The 19,181-nt window shown below is 60.4% G+C and carries 14 protein-coding genes; 8 read left to right on the forward strand and 6 right to left on the reverse strand.

The genetic code is table 11. The features are described 5' to 3' along the window. Positions 1–93 precede the first annotated feature (93 nt). Complete coding sequence (locus tag CFBP1590_RS24970; protein WP_088236118.1) at positions 94–1,893, forward strand: amidase; 1,800 nt, start codon at positions 94–96, stop codon at positions 1,891–1,893. 147 nt (positions 1,894–2,040) lie between these two features. Here CFBP1590_RS24970 and mgrA read toward each other — a convergent pair whose 3' ends face one another. From mgrA to CFBP1590_RS24990, 4 genes are all read right to left on the reverse strand, one after another. Further along, entirely contained in the window at positions 2,041–3,078 is a 1,038-nt protein-coding gene (mgrA, locus tag CFBP1590_RS24975; RefSeq protein WP_004882731.1) for an L-glyceraldehyde 3-phosphate reductase, read from the reverse strand. Between the two features lie 26 nt (positions 3,079–3,104). After that, positions 3,105–4,040: a sulfonate ABC transporter substrate-binding protein gene (locus CFBP1590_RS24980; protein ID WP_088236119.1), complete on the reverse strand. Its 936-nt coding sequence runs from the start codon at positions 4,038–4,040 to the stop codon at positions 3,105–3,107. Between the two features lie 321 nt (positions 4,041–4,361). Then, positions 4,362–5,687 (reverse strand): LLM class flavin-dependent oxidoreductase, encoded by a 1,326-nt coding sequence (locus CFBP1590_RS24985; RefSeq protein ID WP_088236120.1) that lies wholly within the window; start codon positions 5,685–5,687, stop codon positions 4,362–4,364. Positions 5,688–5,716: 29 nt separating this feature from the next. After that, positions 5,717–7,984: a TonB-dependent receptor gene (locus tag CFBP1590_RS24990; RefSeq protein WP_032663430.1), complete on the reverse strand. Its 2,268-nt coding sequence runs from the start codon at positions 7,982–7,984 to the stop codon at positions 5,717–5,719. 218 nt (positions 7,985–8,202) lie between these two features. On the opposite strand from CFBP1590_RS24990, the gene CFBP1590_RS24995 reads away from it, so the two are divergent. Then, a complete protein-coding gene (locus CFBP1590_RS24995) occupies positions 8,203–9,249 on the forward strand; it encodes a LacI family DNA-binding transcriptional regulator (RefSeq protein WP_029241228.1) in 1,047 nt (348 codons plus the stop codon). Positions 9,250–9,335: 86 nt separating this feature from the next. Here CFBP1590_RS24995 and betT read toward each other — a convergent pair whose 3' ends face one another. Both betT and epsC read right to left on the reverse strand, forming a co-directional pair. Then, positions 9,336–11,291, reverse strand: a complete 1,956-nt coding sequence (gene betT, locus CFBP1590_RS25000) for a choline transporter BetT (RefSeq protein ID WP_161627598.1) — start codon at positions 11,289–11,291, stop codon at positions 9,336–9,338. A 361-nt stretch (positions 11,292–11,652) separates the two neighbouring features. Beyond that, positions 11,653–12,606: a serine O-acetyltransferase EpsC gene (epsC, locus tag CFBP1590_RS25005; RefSeq protein ID WP_004882745.1), complete on the reverse strand. Its 954-nt coding sequence runs from the start codon at positions 12,604–12,606 to the stop codon at positions 11,653–11,655. Positions 12,607–12,821: 215 nt separating this feature from the next. Here epsC and CFBP1590_RS25010 point away from each other — a divergent pair, with 215 nt between their 5' ends. The 6 genes from CFBP1590_RS25010 (at position 12,822) to CFBP1590_RS25035 (ending at position 19,167) form a co-directional block, all read left to right on the forward strand. After that, positions 12,822–13,820 carry a D-cysteine desulfhydrase gene (locus CFBP1590_RS25010; RefSeq protein WP_088236121.1) on the forward strand — a complete coding sequence of 333 codons (999 nt, stop codon included), beginning with the start codon at positions 12,822–12,824 and terminating at the stop codon, positions 13,818–13,820. A 209-nt stretch (positions 13,821–14,029) separates the two neighbouring features. Further along, positions 14,030–14,827: a cystine ABC transporter substrate-binding protein gene (gene tcyJ / locus CFBP1590_RS25015; protein WP_088236122.1), complete on the forward strand. Its 798-nt coding sequence runs from the start codon at positions 14,030–14,032 to the stop codon at positions 14,825–14,827. After that, the gene (tcyL, locus tag CFBP1590_RS25020) at positions 14,824–15,492 is read left to right on the forward strand and encodes a cystine ABC transporter permease (protein WP_088236123.1); all 669 of its coding nucleotides are present in this window, start codon (positions 14,824–14,826) and stop codon (positions 15,490–15,492) included. The genes tcyJ and tcyL overlap by 4 nt, the downstream gene beginning before the upstream one ends. A 3-nt stretch (positions 15,493–15,495) precedes the next feature. Beyond that, positions 15,496–16,239, forward strand: coding sequence for an L-cystine ABC transporter ATP-binding protein TcyN (gene tcyN / locus CFBP1590_RS25025; RefSeq protein ID WP_004882749.1), 744 nt, complete (start codon positions 15,496–15,498; stop codon positions 16,237–16,239). 573 nt (positions 16,240–16,812) lie between these two features. Next, complete coding sequence (locus CFBP1590_RS25030; RefSeq protein ID WP_004882750.1) at positions 16,813–17,541, forward strand: hypothetical protein; 729 nt, start codon at positions 16,813–16,815, stop codon at positions 17,539–17,541. 453 nt (positions 17,542–17,994) lie between these two features. After that, on the forward strand, positions 17,995–19,167 hold the full coding sequence (locus CFBP1590_RS25035) for an SfnB family sulfur acquisition oxidoreductase (RefSeq protein WP_029241233.1): 1,173 nt from the start codon (positions 17,995–17,997) through the stop codon (positions 19,165–19,167). Positions 19,168–19,181 lie beyond the last annotated feature (14 nt).

Genomic DNA, 19,181 nt, shown 5'->3' on the forward strand with positions numbered 1-19,181 from the left:
GGACACTGTCACTTCTGACAGTATACGAACCCGGACCATGCTGCTTAGCTCCCGACATGCCTCGCTATCAAGACATGAAAGGAGCTGAATGCAATGGACAGTCTTGAATACCTCAACCCCACGTTTACACCCGAAGAACACCTCAACAACGCCCGTCTGCTGGCCGACCTTCCCAAGGGTTCGTCCGTCCCGCAGCGTGAACGGATCGTCGACTACGAAGTGGTCGAACTCGCCGCATTGTTCAGAGAAGGCAACCCGCAGCGCCTCACCGTCGAGCAGGTTCTGCTCGCCTATCTTGAGCGCATCGACCGCCTCAACGGCCCGACAGAAGTCTATGGCGACAACGGGTTCTACAACGCTTTTGTAAGGCTCCAGGCAAGGCCCACGCTTGTGCAACAGGCCAGGCTCGCAGATCTCTGGCTGATGAATGCGGACGACGACAGAGGACCGGCACCACCTCTCTGTGGCATTCCCATCGGCATCAAAGACTCCATCGCCATCCAGGGCCTGGAAAGCAAAAATGGCACCCAGGCCTTCACCACGAATCTGGCGGCCAGGGACGCAACCTGCACGATGCGTCTTCGAAAGCAGGGCGCAATCATTCTGGGCCACACGATCTGCTCGGAGCTGTCGACCCATACCATCGGCCAGTTTGCCGGTAACGCCTGGGACCCCGAGCGGGTGCCCGGAGGCTCAAGCCAGGGCTCGGGCGTAGCACCTATGGCGCGGCTTTGCGCAGGAGCCCTGGGTGAAGAAACCGCAGGCTCGATCATCATCCCCGCAGCGGCCAACGGCGCCAGCGCCATCAAACCTTCATTGGGTCTTGTTTCCGGCGCAGGCGTGATGCCATTGCGCACCGGTTGGGACGTGGTAGGGCCGATGGCTCGTTCGATGCGCGATGCATCGCTGTTGCTCTCGATACTGGCCGGAACAGATGCCGAGAACGACCCGCAGAGTCTCAGCGCCCCCTCGCTTGGCGGCGACCTGCCCATCAAACCCTCTGCCGACCCCTTGCCTTTTGAGGGGCTGAAAATCGGCATTCCGCAGACTGACTGGATGACGGCACCCAATCTGCCTCCCGCCCAGAGCTACGATGAGGATTACCGCGCAGCCTTCGCCCGGTTCAAGGCTCAACTCACGGCGCTGGGTGCAGAGGTTGTCGACTTTCCGTGGCTCGATGCGCAAAAAGACGAAAACGTGCCCTACACATCGCCCTACCCGTTTCATGATGTGCACGATGCAGACGGCACCTTGCTGATGAGCCTTAACGCACCTGCGGCCACGAGCTATGCCAACCAACTGGAAACGCGACACTGGTCAGCCGTACGTGATTTCGCCGGGACGCTGGAAAATCAGGACCACAGGGACTATCTGCTTCGTAAAAACGAAGAATTTTACGATCAGGTTGCCACACGGATACCCACCGGCATCAGGCTTAAGGCCGAGAATCGGCGGCGTCAGCAACAGGCGCTTTTTGAAAAGGCTCTGGATAACGATCAAATCGACTTCATGGTGGTACTGCCGCTGGGCGCCCACATCGGGAAACGCACCGGCGCAGTGGCCGAGACGCTGCCTGTGCAACGCATGTATCACGAGCTGCCCAACGCACTGGCCTGGCCGATGTTGACGCTGCCTGTCGGTCATGGAACGACAGGCGTGCCCCGGACGCTGCCCATCAACGCAGCGTTCTGGGGCAGGCGCTTCAGTGAGCCGCTGCTGGTGCAGGCCGCCATCGATTTCCAGATGCACTATCCCCAGTACCACACCATGGCACCGCCGGACCCGGTCTTCACCCTGCGTCCACCGATGCCCTTGTGGGCCTTCGAAGACATTCCGTCTCGATATTCCGCCGACCCGCTCGTCATACTTCAGGGCAGGAGAACACCGTCATGACCCAGACGCCGTTCCTGGCTGTTCAGTGGGGGACACTGAACAGCCCTGCGATGCTGCCTCGCCAGGCGAGCACGCCGCCAGCGCCATTCTTCGCAGTCAAATGGCAACCCGCGTTGAGCCTGGCGTACTACCCGGCGCGCTCCTCGCTTACTCAGCCAGCGAAGGTTTCTCCCACAGATTGATCCCGCCTTCTACCGCAAAACTGTCGATCTCGGTCAGTTCTTCCTGACTGAACGACAGGTTTTTCAAGGCGCCGACGTTCTCGACGATCTGCTCGGGACGGCTTGCGCCAATCAGCGCTGATGTCACACGTGGATCGCGCAGCGTCCAGGCCAGGGCCATTTGTGCCAGGCTCTGGCCACGACGCTGGGCGATTTCATTCAAGGCACGCACGTGAGCGATGTTCTGCTCGGACAGGTGCGAAGCCTGCAACGAACCGCCGCCCGGACGATTGACCCGCGCATCCTTGGGCACACCGTTCAGGTACTTGTCCGACAGCAGACCCTGCGCCAGCGCAGTAAAGGCAATCACGCCTGCGCCCAGCTCTTCAGTCGCATCGAGCAAGTCTTTCTCGACCCAGCGGTTGAGCAGGTTGTAGGCCGGTTGATGGATCAGCAGCGGCACTTTCCACTCTTTGAGCAACGCAGCGATCTCGCGGGTCTTGGCCCCGGAATAGGACGAGATACCGATGTACAGCGCCTTGCCCTGCTGCACGGCAGTGGCCAGTGCGCTGGCGGTTTCTTCCAGAGGCGTGTCCGGGTCGAAGCGGTGCGAATAGAAAATGTCGACGTAATCCAGGCCCATGCGCTGCAGGCTCTGATCAAGGCTGGCCAGCACGTATTTGCGCGAACCACCGCCCTGCCCGTAAGGTCCCGGCCACATGTCCCAACCCGCCTTGCTGGAGATGATCAGCTCATCGCGGTACTGCTTGAAGTCTTCACGCAGCAGGCGACCGAAGTTGATCTCGGCGCTGCCGTAGGGAGGGCCGTAGTTGTTGGCCAGGTCGAAATGGTTGATGCCCAGATCGAACGCGGTGCGCAGCATGGCGCGCTGGGTGTCGATGGGCGTGCTGTCACCGAAGTTATGCCACAGGCCCAGCGACAGCGCTGGCAGGACCAGCCCGCTGCGACCGGTACGGCGATAAGGCATGTCGTTGTAGCGATGTTCGGCAGCGATATACGTCATTGAATCCTCTCTTGTCAGGGGGATACTCAAGGCCTGTTCCACACGGCCTGCTGGATATCGACCCGCTTGGGCACCAGGTGGTTGTCGAAAAACAGATCGGCGGTCGCTTGTTGCGCGCGGACGATCTCTGGCGTGATCGGCAGGCTCGGTGAGGCCGGGCGATGGTCAAGATACTGAGTGATGACCGCTTCGGACAAGCCCATGCTGCGCGCCAGAATCTGAATGCTCTCGGCGCGTTGCGAGCGGGTCAGCGCATCGGCGGCGGTCAGTTCGTCGAGCACGCTCTGCACGAAAGCCCCGTTATTGTCAGCGAAACCGCGGCGTGCGGTGTAGAACGGGCCGGACAATCCCAACCCCTCACCATCTGCCAACAGACGACTGTGGCCTTCGTTGAGTGCGATGGAATAGTACGGATCCCAGATGGCCCAGGCATCGACACTGCCGTTTTCAAACGCCGCGCGGGCGTCGGCCGGGGTCAGGTAGATTGGCTGAATGTCCTTGAAGGTCAGCCCTGCCTTGTTCAGCACGCGCAGCACCACGTTGTGCGCGCTGGAGCCTTTCTGGAATGCGACCTTGCGCCCTTTCAAGTCGGCCACGCTGTGCAGCCGGCTTTCGTTGCGCACCAGAATGGTTTCGGCCTGGGGCTTGGCGGGTTCGGCGCCGATGTAGACCAGATCGGCACCCGCGACCTGAACGAAGATCGGCGGAATATCACCGGTCGAGGCGATATCGAGACTGCCAATATTCAAGGCTTCCAGCATCTGCGGCCCGGCCGGAAATTCGATCCACTTGATTTGCGTGTGCGGGAATCGCTTCTCCAACAGGCCATGTTCCTTGGCGAGGACCAGCGTGATCGAGCCTTTCTGAAAGCCGATACGCAGAGTGTCGGGTTCGCTGGCTGAAGCCGTGTTTAACAGGCCGCTGAACGCGAGAATGGCGGCGATGATTGCAAATGGTTTCATGAGGTTTTTCCTTTACCGATGATTGTTCCCACGCTCTGCGCTTGGCGTTATACACAAGTCCTCCTGGAGGAATACGATGATGATCGTTCCTACGCTCTGCGTGGGAATGCCTCCTAGGACGCTCCGCGTCCGCTCTGGAATGTGGCGCAGATGTGTGCCCAGGCTCCAGCGTTATCCACGTCATGCGCTCGGCTTACTGAATCCTCAGTCTGTGCCATTTGTGCCGCGAGCGTCACGGGAGGCATGCCCACGCAGAGCGATGGGCACGATCAGTGTCGAGACGGACTTGTGTATAACGATGAGCGCCCAGCATGGGAACGATCAAACTCGATTTATCGGGCGCTGCAGGCCGAGGTTTTCGCGCAAGGTGGTGCCTTCGTATTCCGTGCGGAACAGGCCGCGACGCTGCAACTCGGGCACCAGCAATCGCGCAACGTCTTCAAGCCCGCCGGGCAGGTGCGGCACCAGCACATTGAAGCCATCCGCAGCGCCTTGCTCGAACCAGGTCTGCAGCTCATCAGCGACCTGTTCAGGCGTGCCGATCAGGCTGTAATGCCCGCGCCCACCCGCGATGCGACGGCCCAACTGCGTGAGGTTGAGGTGTTCCCGCTCGGCCAGTTCGGTGAGCAGCTTCTGACGGCTGCGCTGCCCGCTGTCGGTCAGCGGCAGTTCCGGCAACGGCCCGTCCAGCGGGTAACCGGACAAGTCGAAATTGCCCAGCATCCGCCCCAGCAGAGCAACGCCGACCTCGGGCTCCACCAAGTCCTGAAACGACTCGAATTTTTCCCTGGCCAGCGCTTCGGTCTCGGCCACGACAATCAACACGCCAGGCATGATTTTCAGCGAATCGGCGCTGCGCCCATACGCTGCCAGACGGCCCTTGATGTCGGCATAGAACGCCTGCGCGCTGGCCAGTGAGGTCTGTGCGGTGAACACCACCTCGGCCGTTTGCGCCGCCAGATCGCGACCGACCTCCGATGAACCGGCCTGCACGACGACCGGCTGACCCTGCGGCGAGCGCGCCACGTTGAGTGGGCCTTTGACGCTGAAGTGTTCGCCCTGATGATTCAGCACCTGCACTTTGGCTGGGTCGTAATACTGACCGCTGGCCTTGTCACGGGTGAACGCATCGTCTGCCCAACTGTTCCACAGCCCGGTCACCACCTGATGAAACTCCCGGGCGCGGCTGTAACGTTCGGCATGACCGACGTGTTCACTGCGACCGAAGTTCTGCGCTTCGGCCGCCGCATCGGACGTCACCAGATTCCACCCCGCTCGCCCACCCGACAGATGATCCAGCGAGGCGAACTTGCGGGCCACATGGTACGGCTCGTTGTAGGTTGTGGTTGCGGTGGCAATCAGGCCGATGTGATCGGTCACCGCACTCAGCGCCGACAACAGCGTCAGCGGTTCGAAATGATCGGAACGCGCCATGCGGCTGGCGATGTCGCCCGTGGCGGCAGCGACACTGTCAGCCACGAACAGCGCATCGAATTTCGCGGCTTCGGCCACCTGAGCCAGATGCCGGTAGTGCTTGAAATCCAGCCCCGCGTTGGCGGGCACGTCCGGGTGTCGCCAGGCCGCCACATGGTGCCCCGTGGCCATCAGGAAAGCGCCCAATTTCATCTGTCGAGCCGTTGTGCTCATACCTGTCTCCCTTCATTGCGGTTGCCCGCTTAGAAATCCTTGCGCACCTGCACGCCGAAATAACGCTCGTCATCACGTGGCACCGAGCGATACACATAATTGCCGCCCGTGGCGAGCATCGGTGCATAGGATTTGTCCGCCAGGTTCTTGCCCAACAGCGCCACACGCCAGCCGCTGTTGTAATCGGCCAGCGCGACGCTGGCGTTCCAGATGCCGTAGGCACCCTGTTTGGTGTCCGGGTTCTGGCTGATGTCGTACTGCACTTCGCTCTGCCAGCTGTAATCGGTGCCCAGTTCGATATCCAGGCCGTTGTCCAGCGGGATGGTGTAGTCGGCGCGGACGTAGCTCTTCCAGTCCGGGCTATACGGCAGAGTCTTGCCATCCACATTGCAGGACGCGGCGGCACCGGCCGGGCAGGCGAAGGTGTCGATGCGTGCCCGGGTGTAGGACAACGCACCGGAAAACTTCAGGTTGCGCGTGGCCTGCAAGGCGTAATCCAGCTCAACGCCCTCAGTGCTGACACTGCCCGCGTTGATCAGTCGAGTCACGACCTGCCCGGCAACGCTGTCGAAAAAGTTGGCCTGATAGTTGTCGTAATCGCTGTGGAACACCGCGAGGTTGGTGGTCAGGCGATTGTTCCAGGTGGTGGCCTTGATGCCGACTTCCCACGTATTGGAGGTCTCGGGTTTCAAGGCTTCTGTGTCACGCGGCTGCATGTTGAAGAACACGTTGTAGGCCGGGCCCTTGTAGCCGCGCGAATAGGTGATGTAGCTGGTCACGCTGTCACTCAGATCGTATTGCAGCCCCAGACGGCCCGACTTGCCCTCTTCGTTGACCGAGCCGGAGCTGCTGGTCGCCGGCTGAATGCCGCTGACCGTGGTGGCCGAGGTCGAGACGCGGCGGTGATCGTACTCAAGGTCGTCGTGCGTCCAGCGCAGCCCGGCAATCGCCCGGAAGTCCGGGGTGAAATTGAACGTGGTTTCGCCGAACACCGAATAGCTTTCATTGGTCGTGGTGTAATCCGCCACGCCCTGATCGCGGCGCGTCGGCGTGATCAACGTACGCTGATAGGTCTCGTCGCTCTTGCCATGCATGTAGAACAGGCCACCGACGTATTCGATGAACTGGCCCTTTGGCGAAGCCAGACGCAGCTCTTGCGAGTACTGGTTGAACTCGAGATCACCCTTGTCTTCGGTGCCGGGGAACGCCGCGGTGACGGTGCCCAAACGGTCGCCGTCCTGATACTGCGTGTTGTCCCAGCCGCGCCAGGCGGTGATCGACGTCAGGGTGTAGTCACCCAGTTGCCAATCCAGTTGCCCGGACAGGCCTTTGTTGGTGTCTTCGACATGGCTGCGGTAATCGCTGATCACGTTGCGGTTGTCGCTGTCGGCACGCACCGGCGACAGCGCGCTAGTGAACGCTGGCGTGAGCGATTGGGTCACCACGCCGTTGGGCGCGTCGTCGTGGGACTGCATGTAGTCGGCCGCGAGGGTGAAGGTGATGTCGTCGTTGGGCGTGAACTCCAGCTTGCCCCGCGCGCCCTTGCGGTTGTAGCCGTTGACCTCATGGCCGTTGAGCTTATTGTCGACGTTGCCGTCGTAGCTGCCGAACAGCGTGGTGATCGAGCCTTTGAGCGTGTCAGGGATCAGGCTGCCGCCGATGCCGAAGCGCGTGCGGCTTTCATTGCCGCTGTAGTAGGACTGATCGATGTAGCCGTGGGTCTCTTCGGTCGGCGCCTTGGTGGTCACATTGAGCACCCCGGCCGACGCATTCTTGCCGAACAGCGTTCCTTGCGGACCGCGCAAGACTTCAATGCGCTCCAGGTCCAGCAGATCGAGCGTGGCCTGGCCGGGACGGGCGTAGACCACACCGTCGATGACTGTCGCAACGGTTGGCTCGACGCCTGGCGAAGTAGAGATGGTGCCGACGCCACGGACGAACAGCGAGGTGTCCTTGTTCGACGCGCCGGTCCTGAAATTCAACGAGGGCACCTGCTGCACGATACTGGCGACGCCGTTGCGGTTGTCGCGCTCCAGTTGCTCGCCCTGAATCACCGACACGGCGACGGGTACTTTCTGCAGCGATTCTTCACGGCGCGTGGCGGTTACGGTGACCGATTCGAGTGTCGGCGTCTCGGCGGCCTGCTCTACCGTATCGGCCGCCATGACCGGCGCCATTGGCAAGGCCGTCAGCCCCATCAACAACCAGCCGCAACGACGCCCCCGCGCCGCATGGACCTGATCAATGGCCTGCGCCAGCAGTGTGTGTTTGACCCCATCCCCATGTGTTGTGTGCATCTGCGTGCCTGCCTGAAATATGCCCTGATCCGACAGTGCCCCAAGCACTGACGCCTTTGATTACAACCAAACCGGTTCCGGGCATTCGCGGTGGCGAGTAGCAGACAAACCATTGTTGTTAGCGCTAACATCGCCAGTATCAGGAAATGACGGATAGATCGTCCAATACTGAAAAATTAGTTTTATATGCTTTTTAATTTTAAAAGAAGCGCATGAACATGGCTGACCCAACACCCGTGACACGTAAACGCCGGGGCGCAGGCCGCGTGACGATCAACGCGGTAGCCAAGCAGGCTGGCGTGTCGGCCATCACCGTTTCGCGCTACTTCAACCAACCGGAACAGGTGTCGCCGGAACTGCGCGAGCGCATTGCGGCATCGGTCAATGCGCTGGGCTACGTGCCCAATCTGGTGGCCGGCGGTCTGGCGTCGGCGCGCAGCCGAGTGGTGGCGATGGTGATCCCGAACATCTCCGGGCCGATCTTCGCCGATACCATTCAGGGCTTCAGTGACACCCTGAGCCAGCACGGCTTTCAGTTGCTGCTGGCCTCCAGCTATTTCTCCGTCGAGCAGGAAGAAAGCGCCGTGCGTGCGTTTCTGGGTTGGTCACCGGCAGCGCTGGTGCTGACCAGCCGCTTTCACAGCGACGCCACGGAAAAGATGATCGGGCAGGCGGATATCCCGGTGATCGAAACCTGGGACCATCAGCCTGAACGCAGTCCGATCCAGATCGGTTTTTCCCACTACGAAGTCGGCGTCACGGCGGCGCGGTATCTGCACGGCAAGGGCTACCGTCGGATTGCCTTCGTAGAGAACAGCATCGCCGGTGACCTCAGCGCGCAGGAACGCCGCAACGGATGTGTTGCCACACTGGAAGCGCTTGGGCTAAAGCCGTGGGTGTTCGTACCGGATGCGGGGCTTGCGCCGTTTGAAGCGGGCAGGCAGGCGATGCATGTGCTGATGGACAACCATCCTCGGCCTGATGCGATTTTCTTTGCCAACGACAACCTGGCAGCGGGCGGCCTGCTCACCAGCCAGCGTATTGGCCTGCAGACACCCAGGGATTGCGCCGTGATGGGCTTCGGCGATTACGCCTTCGCGCAAATGATGATGCCCAGCCTGACCACCATCAAACCACCCGCCCAGCAGATCGGCGTACTGGCGGCGCAGCGCGTGCTGGAGAGCCTGGGCGTGTTGTCGGTCGAGGGTGAAATTCAGAGGCTGAACCTGCTGGCATGCGAGCTGGTTGAGCGGGAGAGCACGTGATTTGAGAGCGCGGACGCGGAGCGTCCCGAGAGGCGTTCCCACGCGGAGCATGGGAACGATCATCTGAGGATTTCAGACCCGCTCGATCAACGCACCAGATGCAGGAACTGCATGTGCCGCTCGTACTGGTCGAGCACGTCGTTGATCACCTGTTCCTTGGTGTAACCCACCAGATCGTAGTCCTGGCTGCCTTCACTCAAGTGAACCTCGGCGCGGTAGTAGCGGCGGTTGTTCAATTGCTTGGAACCCATGCCACCGCGTGCGAACGACGGGGTGAAGAACCCTTTCATCTGCACCTGATAGATGAACGGACGTTCCTCGCCATGGCCGATTTCCAGCGTCACCGAGTCGTTGGAAGGATCGGGCACATTGACCACGCTCAGGCCTTTCTCGACAAACACGGCCGTGACCTCGTCGATGGCCGGGCGAACAGTCTGGTCGAGGAAACGGTACACCTCGTCTCGCGACGGATAGTGCACGGCCTGACTCAGACGCTGACGCCAACCGCCACGTCGCGAACCCGACACTGGGGCCAGCGAATACAGCTGCGCGATCTGGCGCTGGGACTCCATGAAGAACGCCTTGTGCAGCCCCCACATCATCAGCAGCAGGATCAGCGAGAACGGCAGCGAGGTCAGCACCACCGCTGATTTCAGCGCATCGATACTGCCTGAGAACAGCAATCCGCTGGTGATCAGCGCGGTCGCCACGCCCCAGAACACACGCAGCCATTTCGGGCCATCCTCGTCCGGGTTGCCGCCTTTGGCCGACAGCGTCGAAAGCACCACGGTGCCCGAGTCGGCCGAGGTCACGAAGAACACGAAACTGATGAACACCGTGACGGCAATCACCGTCTTGCTCCACGGATAGGTTTCCAGCAGCAGGTACAGCGTCATCGAAGGATCGTCGATGGCTGACTGGCCCAGCGCGGTCATGCCGTGGTTGAGCACCTGATCGATGGCACTGTTGCCGAAGATCGACATCCAGGCCAGGGTAAAGCCCAGCGGAATCAGCAATACGCCGAAGACGAATTCGCGGATGGTACGGCCACGCGAGATGCGCGCAATGAACAGCCCCACGAACGGAGACCAGGCAATCCACCACGCCCAGTAGAACACTGTCCAGCCACCCAGCCAGTCGCTCGGCTCGTTGTAGGCGTAGACGTCGAAACTCTTGGTCGGCAGTGCACCGAGATAGTCACCGATGTTCTGCACAAGGGTGTTCAGCAAGTGCTGAGTCGGACCGGCGAACAACACGAACAGCAGCAGCGCGCAGGCCAGCAGCATGTTGATGTCGGACATCAGGCGCACGCCTTTGTCGACGCCCGCAATCGCCACCAGAATCGCCGCGCCCATCATCAGCGTGATCAGCCCGACCTGAATCCAGTGGGTGTGTGCGACGCCGAACAGGTAGTCCAGACCCGAATTGAGGTGCAGCACGCCGAAGCCCATGTCGGCGCCCAGGCCGAAGATGGTCGCGATGATGCCGAAACCGTCCACCGCGTAACCGATGGGGCCGTTGATGCGCTTGCCGATCAGCGGATACAGCGCCGAACGCAGCGCCAGCGGCAGGTTGTGGCGATACGCGAAGTACGCCAGCGCCATGCCGACGAAGGCAAACACGCCCCAGCCATGCAGGCCCCAGTGCAGGAACAGCAGCTGCATGCCCTGCCGCGCTGCCTCGGTGGTACCGCCCTCGCCTTGCGGCGGTTGCAGCAGGTGAGTCAGGGGTTCGGACACGCAGAAAAAGAACAGCGTGATGCTGATCCCGGCAGCGAACAGCATGCCGGCCCAGGACAGGTAACTGAATTCGGGCTCGTCGTGGTCGGCACCGAGCTTGATCTTGCCGTAGCCAGATACGGCGGTGACCACCACGAAGACCAGATACAGCGTCATGACCAGCATGTAGTACCAGCCGACCGTGTTGGCCGCCCAGTTCTGCGCTGCCAGCAGCCACGCACCGGCGGCTTGCGGGAAGGCGATCACGATGACGCCGAAGATCAGAATAAAGCTCGCAGCGAAGTAAAACACTGGAGCGTTCATGCGGACCGTACCGCTGGGTTGCGTACTCGGAGTACTCATCGACTGCATGCCTCCGGACTGATTGAAACCACTACAAAAAACGCATACGGCAAGGGTTAGCCTCCTGTTGTGAGCGGGCAGCGAACCACCGGTTTAACTTGAATGAACGTTCAATTTAAACACGAAAGGCCCCGTGATTACGAATCGCGAGGCTGTGATTGCTGGCTCAGACCTGGGTAGGACGTGTGCAGGAGAGGGTTCGTTCCCGGGTGCGGAATGTGTATGCAGGGCGCATTTACGCATCAGTCGGGAGCGTCACGGGAGGCATGCCCACGCGGAGCGATGGGCACGATCAGTGTTGAGGCGGACGCGCTACAAAAATCTACTTCTGCGTCCCGTCATCCTGCTGCAGCAGGTTGGCCTGGGTCAGGTTGCAGCCTGCCGGGACGCTGCGGGTCAGCCAGACGTTGCCGCCGATGGTCGAGCCCTGACCAATGGTGATGCGGCCCAGAATGGTCGCACCGGCGTAGATCACCACGTCGTCCTCCACGATCGGGTGGCGCGCGTGGCCCTTCTGCAACTGGCCGTCTTCATCCGCCGGGAAGCGCTTGGCGCCCAGCGTGACAGCCTGATAAATCCGCACTCGCTCGCCAATGATGGCGGTCTCGCCAATGACGACGCCTGTGCCGTGGTCGATGAAGAAACTCGGACCGATCTGCGCGCCGGGGTGAATGTCGATGCCGGTCGCCGAGTGGGCCAGCTCCGAGCTGATGCGCGCCAGCAGCGGCAGACCTGCGCGGTACAAGTGGTGGGCGAGCCGGTGGTGGATCACCGCCAGAATGCCCGGATAGCACAGCAGCACTTCATCGACACTGCGCGCCGCCGGGTCACCGTGATAGGCCGCCAGCACGTCCGTGTCGAGCAACTGACGAATCCCCGGCAGGGCCGTGGCGAAATCCTGAATCAGCGTCAGCGCATGCTCGTCGATCCCGGCCAGTTCCCGGCCCTGCTGATGAGCCACGTAACGCAGCTCGAGCCGGGCCTGCGCCAGCAGCGCATTGAGCGCGACGTCGAGTGTATGGCCGACATAGAAATCCTCGCTCTCTTCGCGCAGGTCAACAGGGCCGAGTCGCATCGGAAACAGCGCGCCGCTCAGGGCTTCGAGAATTTCGCCCATGGCTGCACGCGACGGCAGCTCGCGACCACCATGCTCGCCACTCACGCGGCGGTTGCGCGTGCGCCAGTCCTCACGCGCCGTGCGTAACTGGCTGACGATACGCTGCAACTGCCAATGGCTGGAACGGCCGTCGGCGGATGCTTCTGGAATATCGCTCACGCTGAACTCTCCTTGGTCATGACGATTGGCGACCCGACCGTATCGGGCGCTGCTGCGTCCACTCTACGGCAAACATTCATGTGGAAAAAATAACAATTTTTTGTACGAAACGGCTGAGCGAAGCATAAACACCGATGGGTTGCCGTGTGGGAAACGTCTGCCTATAGTCCGCTGACTAAAGTCCCGCTGACTCTCTACACGGCTCATTTATCTCCATGATCAAAAATCAGCTTGCCCGTTTCAATCGCCTGGACTTGATCAGCGCGCCCACCGCCCTTGAAAAGCTCGACCGTCTGTCGACATGGGCTGGCCGCGAGATCTACGTCAAACGTGATGACACCACGACCCTGGCGCTGGGCGGCAACAAAGTGCGCAAGCTTGAATACCTGGCGGCCGATGCGCTGGCGCAGGGCGCCGACACCCTGATCACGGCCGGTGCGATCCAGTCCAACCACGTACGTCAGACCGCAGCGCTGGCCGCTCGTCTGGGTCTGGGCTGCGTCGCACTGCTGGAAAACCCCATCGGCACCGAAGACAGCAACTACCTGCACAACGGCAACCGCCTGCTGCTGGAGCTGTTCGACGCCAAAGTCGAGCTGGTCGAGAACCTCGACGACGCCGACGAACAACTGCACGCACTGGCCGCTCGTCTGCGCAGCAACGGCAAGAAGCCTTATCTGGTGCCTATCGGCGGTTCAAGCCCGGTCGGCGCGCTGGGCTATGTGCGCGCCGGGCTGGAACTGGCCGAGCAGATCAAACAGACCGGCATCGACTTCGCCGCCGTGGTACTGCCCTCGGGCAGCGCGGGCACCCACAGCGGTCTCGCGCTGGCGCTGGCCAGCGAATTGCCGGATCTGCCAGTCATCGGCGTGACCGTCTCGCGCAGTGAAGAAGCGCAGTTTCCCAAGGTCCAGGGCCTGGCCGAGCGCACCGCAGAATTGCTGGAAATCCCGATGCCGCAAGGCTTCAAGGTCGAGCTGTGGGACGAGTATTTCGCACCGCGTTATGGCGAGCCGAATGCCGGAACACTCTCGGCGATCAAACTTGTTGCGGGTCACGAGGGTCTGCTGCTTGACCCGGTTTACACCGGCAAGGCGATGGCAGGGCTGCTGGATGGCATCGGACGTCAGCGATTCAACGACGGCCCGCTGATTTTCCTGCACACCGGCGGCGCACCTGCGCTGTTCGCTTACCCGGATGTATTTTCCAGCTGATCCGGCAGGCAATGACCAGGGTTATGTCCAAAATGAAAGACGAGCGTCTTTTTAGTTATTTTTGTTCATAACCGGATGGCCTTATAGTGGCGCCCGGCACGCTCAACCTGTCGCGTAACCCACTGAAAAACAACGCTGAATTCCAGCACCCAGACGCGTCCGTCAGGCCCGAAACCGGGCCGACACTTCACACAAAACAAGAGGCTCGCATGAACATTTCCGCTATTCGTCGCACGTTTCTCTTCTCGGCACTGAGCCTGATGCTCGGCACCGGTATTGCTGGACACGCCATGGCAGGCGAGCAACTGCAGAAAATCAAGGATAGCGGCACCCTGAATGTGGGCCTGGAAGGCACTTACCCGCCGTTCAGTTTCGTGGACGAGAACGGCAAGCTGACCGGCTTCGAAGTCGAACTCTCCGAGGCGCTGGCCAAGGAACTGGGCGTCAAGGCGAAGATTCAGCCGAGCAAATGGGACGGCATTCTGGCCGCCCTGGACTCCAAGCGTCTCGACGTCGTGATCAACCAGGTCACCATCTCCGATGAGCGCAAGAAGAAGTACGACTTCTCCGAGCCTTACACCCTTTCCGGTATTCAGGCGCTGACCCTGAAGAAGAACGAAGGCACCATCAAGACACCTGCCGACCTTGAGGGCAAGAAAGTCGGGGTTGGCCTGGGCACCAACTATGAGCAATGGCTGAAGGAAAACGTCAAAGGCGCGGACATCAGAACCTATGACGATGACCCTACCAAGTTTCAGGACCTGAAATCGGGCCGCATCGTCGCCATTCTGGTCGACCGTCTCGCGGCACTGGAAATGGTCACCAAGACCAGGAACGCCATGGCCGTCGCTGGCGCCCCCTTCTCCCGTCAGGAATCGGGCATCGCACTGCGCAAGGGCGAACCGGAACTGCTGGCAGCCATCGACAAGGCCCTCGACAAACTGCGTGCCGACGGCACACTGGCCAAGCTGTCGCAAAAGTATTTCCAGGCTGACGTGACCAAATGATCGAAGAGAGCCTGAAGCTCGCGCTGGACTCCGCGCCCTTTCTGCTCAAGGGCGCGTATTACACCGTTATCCTCAGCCTGGGCGGCATGTTCTTCGGACTGGTGCTGGGCTTCGGCCTGGCACTGATGCGTCTGTCGAGCTTCAAGTTGCTGGGCTGGATTGCACGTATCTACGTGTCGTTCTTCCGCGGCACGCCGCTGCTGGTGCAGCTGTTCATGATTTATTACGGCCTGCCGGAACTGGGCATCGAGCTGGATCCTCTGACGGCTGCGCTGATCGGCTTCTCGCTGAACATGGGTGCCTATGCCTGTGAGATTCTGCGTGCGGCCATCGGCGCCGTGGAACGTGGTCAGTGGGAAGCGGCGGCCAGTATCGGCATGACCCGCTGGCAGACCCTGCGCCGGGCGATTCTGCCGCAGGCAGCGCGCACGGCCTTGCCACCGCTGGGCAACAGCTTCATTTCGCTGGTCAAGGACACTGCGCTGGCTGCCACCATTCAGGTGCCGGAGCTGTTCCGCCAGGCGCAGTTGATTACCGCGCGCACTTTCGAAATCTTCACCATGTACCTGGCCGCCGCACTGATCTACTGGATCCTTGCCACGGTGCTTTCGCACTTGCAAAACAAGCTCGAAGCGCGGGTCAACCGGCATGATCTGGAGTCCTGACACATGATCGTGGTTGAAAAACTCACCAAGGAATTCAAGGGCAATCAGGTGCTCAAAGGCATCGACCTGCGTGTCGAGGCCGGCGAGGTAGTGGCCATCATCGGGCCGAGCGGCTCGGGCAAGACCACCCTGCTGCGCTGCCTGAACCTGCTGGAAACACCCACCAGCGGCAGTATCACCGTCGGGGACATCACCATTGATGGCAGCCGCCCCGTCAGCCAGCAGCAGGGCCTTATCCGGCAGTTGCGCCAACAGGTCGGGTTCGTGTTTCAGAACTTCAATCTGTTTCCACACCGCACCGCGCTGGAGAACGTCATCGAAGGCCCGGTGGTGGTCAAGAAGGTCGAGCGTGAAAGCGCAATGACGCTGGGCAGGACGCTGTTGGCCAAGGTCGGCCTGGCGGGCAAGGAAGATGCCTACCCTCGCAGGCTGTCAGGCGGCCAGCAACAGCGCGTGGCAATTGCCCGCGCGCTGGCGATGGAACCGCAGGTGATTCTGTTCGACGAACCGACCTCGGCGCTGGACCCCGAACTGGTGGGCGAAGTGCTGACCACCATCCGCGCCCTGGCCGAAGAAAAGCGCACCATGGTGATCGTCACTCACGAGATGAGTTTTGCACGTGATGTCGCCAACCGGGTGATCTTCATCGACAAGGGCGTGATCGTGGAACAGGGCGACGCAAAAGAGCTTTTTGCCAACCCGAAGCAGGAACGGACGAAGCAATTTCTGGAGCGAACCAGGGCCTGATCCTACAGCGCCCTTCCCAAAGGCAGCACTTCACACGTGCTGCTTTTTTGCGTTTTACATTTCAAAAAAGATTGTTCGATCAGGATCTTCACTGGTTTTCTGCGATACGCCGGTGGCAACTCATCTAAAGAATGGGTCCGTGCCAACGACGTTCTGTCACATGACGGCCTGCGTTTCCACACAGCCCCCCAAACGCTTTCATGCACCTGCCTTCCTGAAAAAACCGGTTCAGCCACAGCGTTCATTTAAAAGTTTCCTGTGGTAGGACAGTTGATGCCCGCCAAGTAAACAGTTCCGAATATCGGTTGTAGGAAGCATCTAATTTTTCAGAAAAGCCCTACTTGACAGCGGCCGTATATTGACACGATCACGTAAAGCTAATTAGCTCGCCTGAAACGACACATTGATAACCGCACAAACTTTCAAGCCACCAATTTCGACACTTTGTAATGTTTGCCATAGCTTGGAAGTTTGCGGTACTTATCAACCCGTCTGTTTTGAGAATTATTTTAGTCAAACATGAAAAGTCGTGACGACTTTTTACTTGAATCCTTGTTTTCAGGAGTACTCGACATGAACCAGACTCTGTGCAAAAACAGCCTCGTAAAGCTGTCGCCCCCTTCTGTTCCGCAGGCCTGCCGACATGGCATCGGTGTCAGGACTGCCTCCAGCCTGACCGTCCACATTGATCCCTATGACAGCATGGATGATGGCGACCTGATAGAACTGTTCTGGGACGGCTGTTACGTCGCGTCGAAAATTCTAACGGCGTCCGACATCGGGACCGCCATCGCCCTACGTGTCCCGGAAAGCTTTCTACAGAACGGCAAGGCGCGTACTTACTACCGGGTCATGAAAGTGGGGGGAATGCCGATCACGTCGGCCTGCCGCAAGCTGTGGGTCAAGCTCAACCCGCCCGGAGGACGGCTGCTCGGACCCAACGCGGAGGAGAATCAAGGGCTGGCGCCGCTTTACGTGGCGCCTTCGGTGCTGCGTCGAGGCCTGACGCAGCGGCATCTGGACGGCGGGTTGCCGATGGCCATCGAGCCCTACCTGAACATGGCGGCCCACGATGAAATCACGGTACGCCTGGGGGATCTGCGCATGGACCTCCCGCCCCTTACTCAGGAAGATATCGGTGAGCCGATTGATCTGGTCGTACCCCCTGACCTGATCATGGAAGCCGGTGACCAGCAACTTGAGGTGACCTATTGCATTATCGACAGGGTCGGGAACAATTCGCTGTGGGCGCCGCCACGTGAAATAACAATTCCGGCATCGAGTGTCAGGACACCGCAATAACCGGACAACCCGCAGACAGAATCGGGGCAACCAAAGGAGCGTTGTAAGCAATAACCGCAGCACGGATAGTTTGCCACCACTTAATATAATTAATTAGCACCGACCGCATTAATCAGGTCCGTTTCTGCAGCAATGGCGATTAAGACAGAGTCGAGTAAAACAGTTTCGAATCAAACAAGCGGCTACAGGGCTTATTTGAGTGACCACAGGCTTTCGCCTGACCACGCATTGCCAATCTATGCTTATTCCAAAATGAAAGTTTAAAAATATTTAATACAAGCTTAGGGTATATGCACCGGACCACCGGACATCGTGATGTTTTCAGCCGCAGCGCTTGCGGCCTACCGCTACGAGGTTTCGATGGTCACTTTCACAACCACCCCTGTGGATAACACCAGGGCGATCAAGGCTCCACAAGAGCCCGACGTCGCCCCTCCTTTGTCGCCTGCCAAGGTGCTGAAAAACGACGCGGACGCGATTTCTGCAGCCCATGAACTGGCTGCGGCAGCTCGCGTGCAGGCAGCCCGGCGCGACCAGGAGCGCCTGTTGCCCTGGCCGGAAATCGAGCAGTTCACCCGCAGCGGGCTGGGCAGCATTTCCATCCCGCGTGCCTATGGCGGCCCGCAGGTTTCTTTCGTGACGATTGCCGAAGTCTTCAGGATCATCTCGACCGCCGATCCGGCGCTCGGACAGATACCGCAGAATCAGTTCGGCATCCTCCATTTGCTGCAAGGCACGGCCACCGAGTCGCAGAAAAAAGCGCTGTTCCAGAGCGTGCTGGACGGCTGGCGAATCGGCAATGCAGGGCCTGAGCGCGGCACCAAAAACACCTTGGACCTCAAGGCGCGAATCACCGCTCAGGGTGATCATTTCGTGATCAGCGGCCAGAAGTTCTATTCCACCGGCGCGCTGTTCGCGCACTGGGTCGCCGTCAAGGCGCTGGACGAGGAAGGCCGTCAGGTCATGGCTTTCGTCAAACGCGGTTCGCCGGGGCTGCGCATCGTCGATGACTGGTCAGGCTTTGGTCAGCGCACCACAGCCAGCGGCACGGTATTGCTGGACAACGTACCGGTCGAGGCCGAGCAGGTGGTCGCCAACTGGCGCTTGTCATTGACGCCTAACATTCAGGGCGCCGTATCACAGTTGATTCAAGCCGCCATCGATGCAGGCATTGCACGCGGTGCCATCGACGACGCCATCGCCTTTGTCCGGGATCGCTCCCGGCCCTGGATAGACGCCAACGTCGAGCGTGCCAGCGATGACCTTTACGTGATCGCCGACATCGGCAAGCTGAAACTCGACCTGCACGCCGCCGAAGCGCTGTTGCGCAAGGCCGCTCAAGTGCTGGATGAGGTCAGCAGAGCGCCTATCGACGAACAGTCGGCCGCCCTCGCCTCCATCGCCGTCGCGCGCGCCAAGGTGCTGACCACCGAGATCTCGCTGCTGGCCAGCGAAAAACTGTTCGAGCTGGCTGGCAGTCGCGCCACCCTCGCCGAATTCAATCTGGATCGGCACTGGCGCAATGCACGGGTCCACACCCTTCACGACCCGGTGCGCTGGAAATACCACGCCGTCGGCACCTGGCACTTGAACGGCACCCTGCCCGCCCGCCATTCCTGGATCTGAACCAGACCACTGGA

The organism is Pseudomonas viridiflava (assembly GCF_900184295.1).
In the GTDB taxonomy this organism is placed as follows: Bacteria; Pseudomonadota; Gammaproteobacteria; order Pseudomonadales; family Pseudomonadaceae; genus Aquipseudomonas; species Aquipseudomonas viridiflava.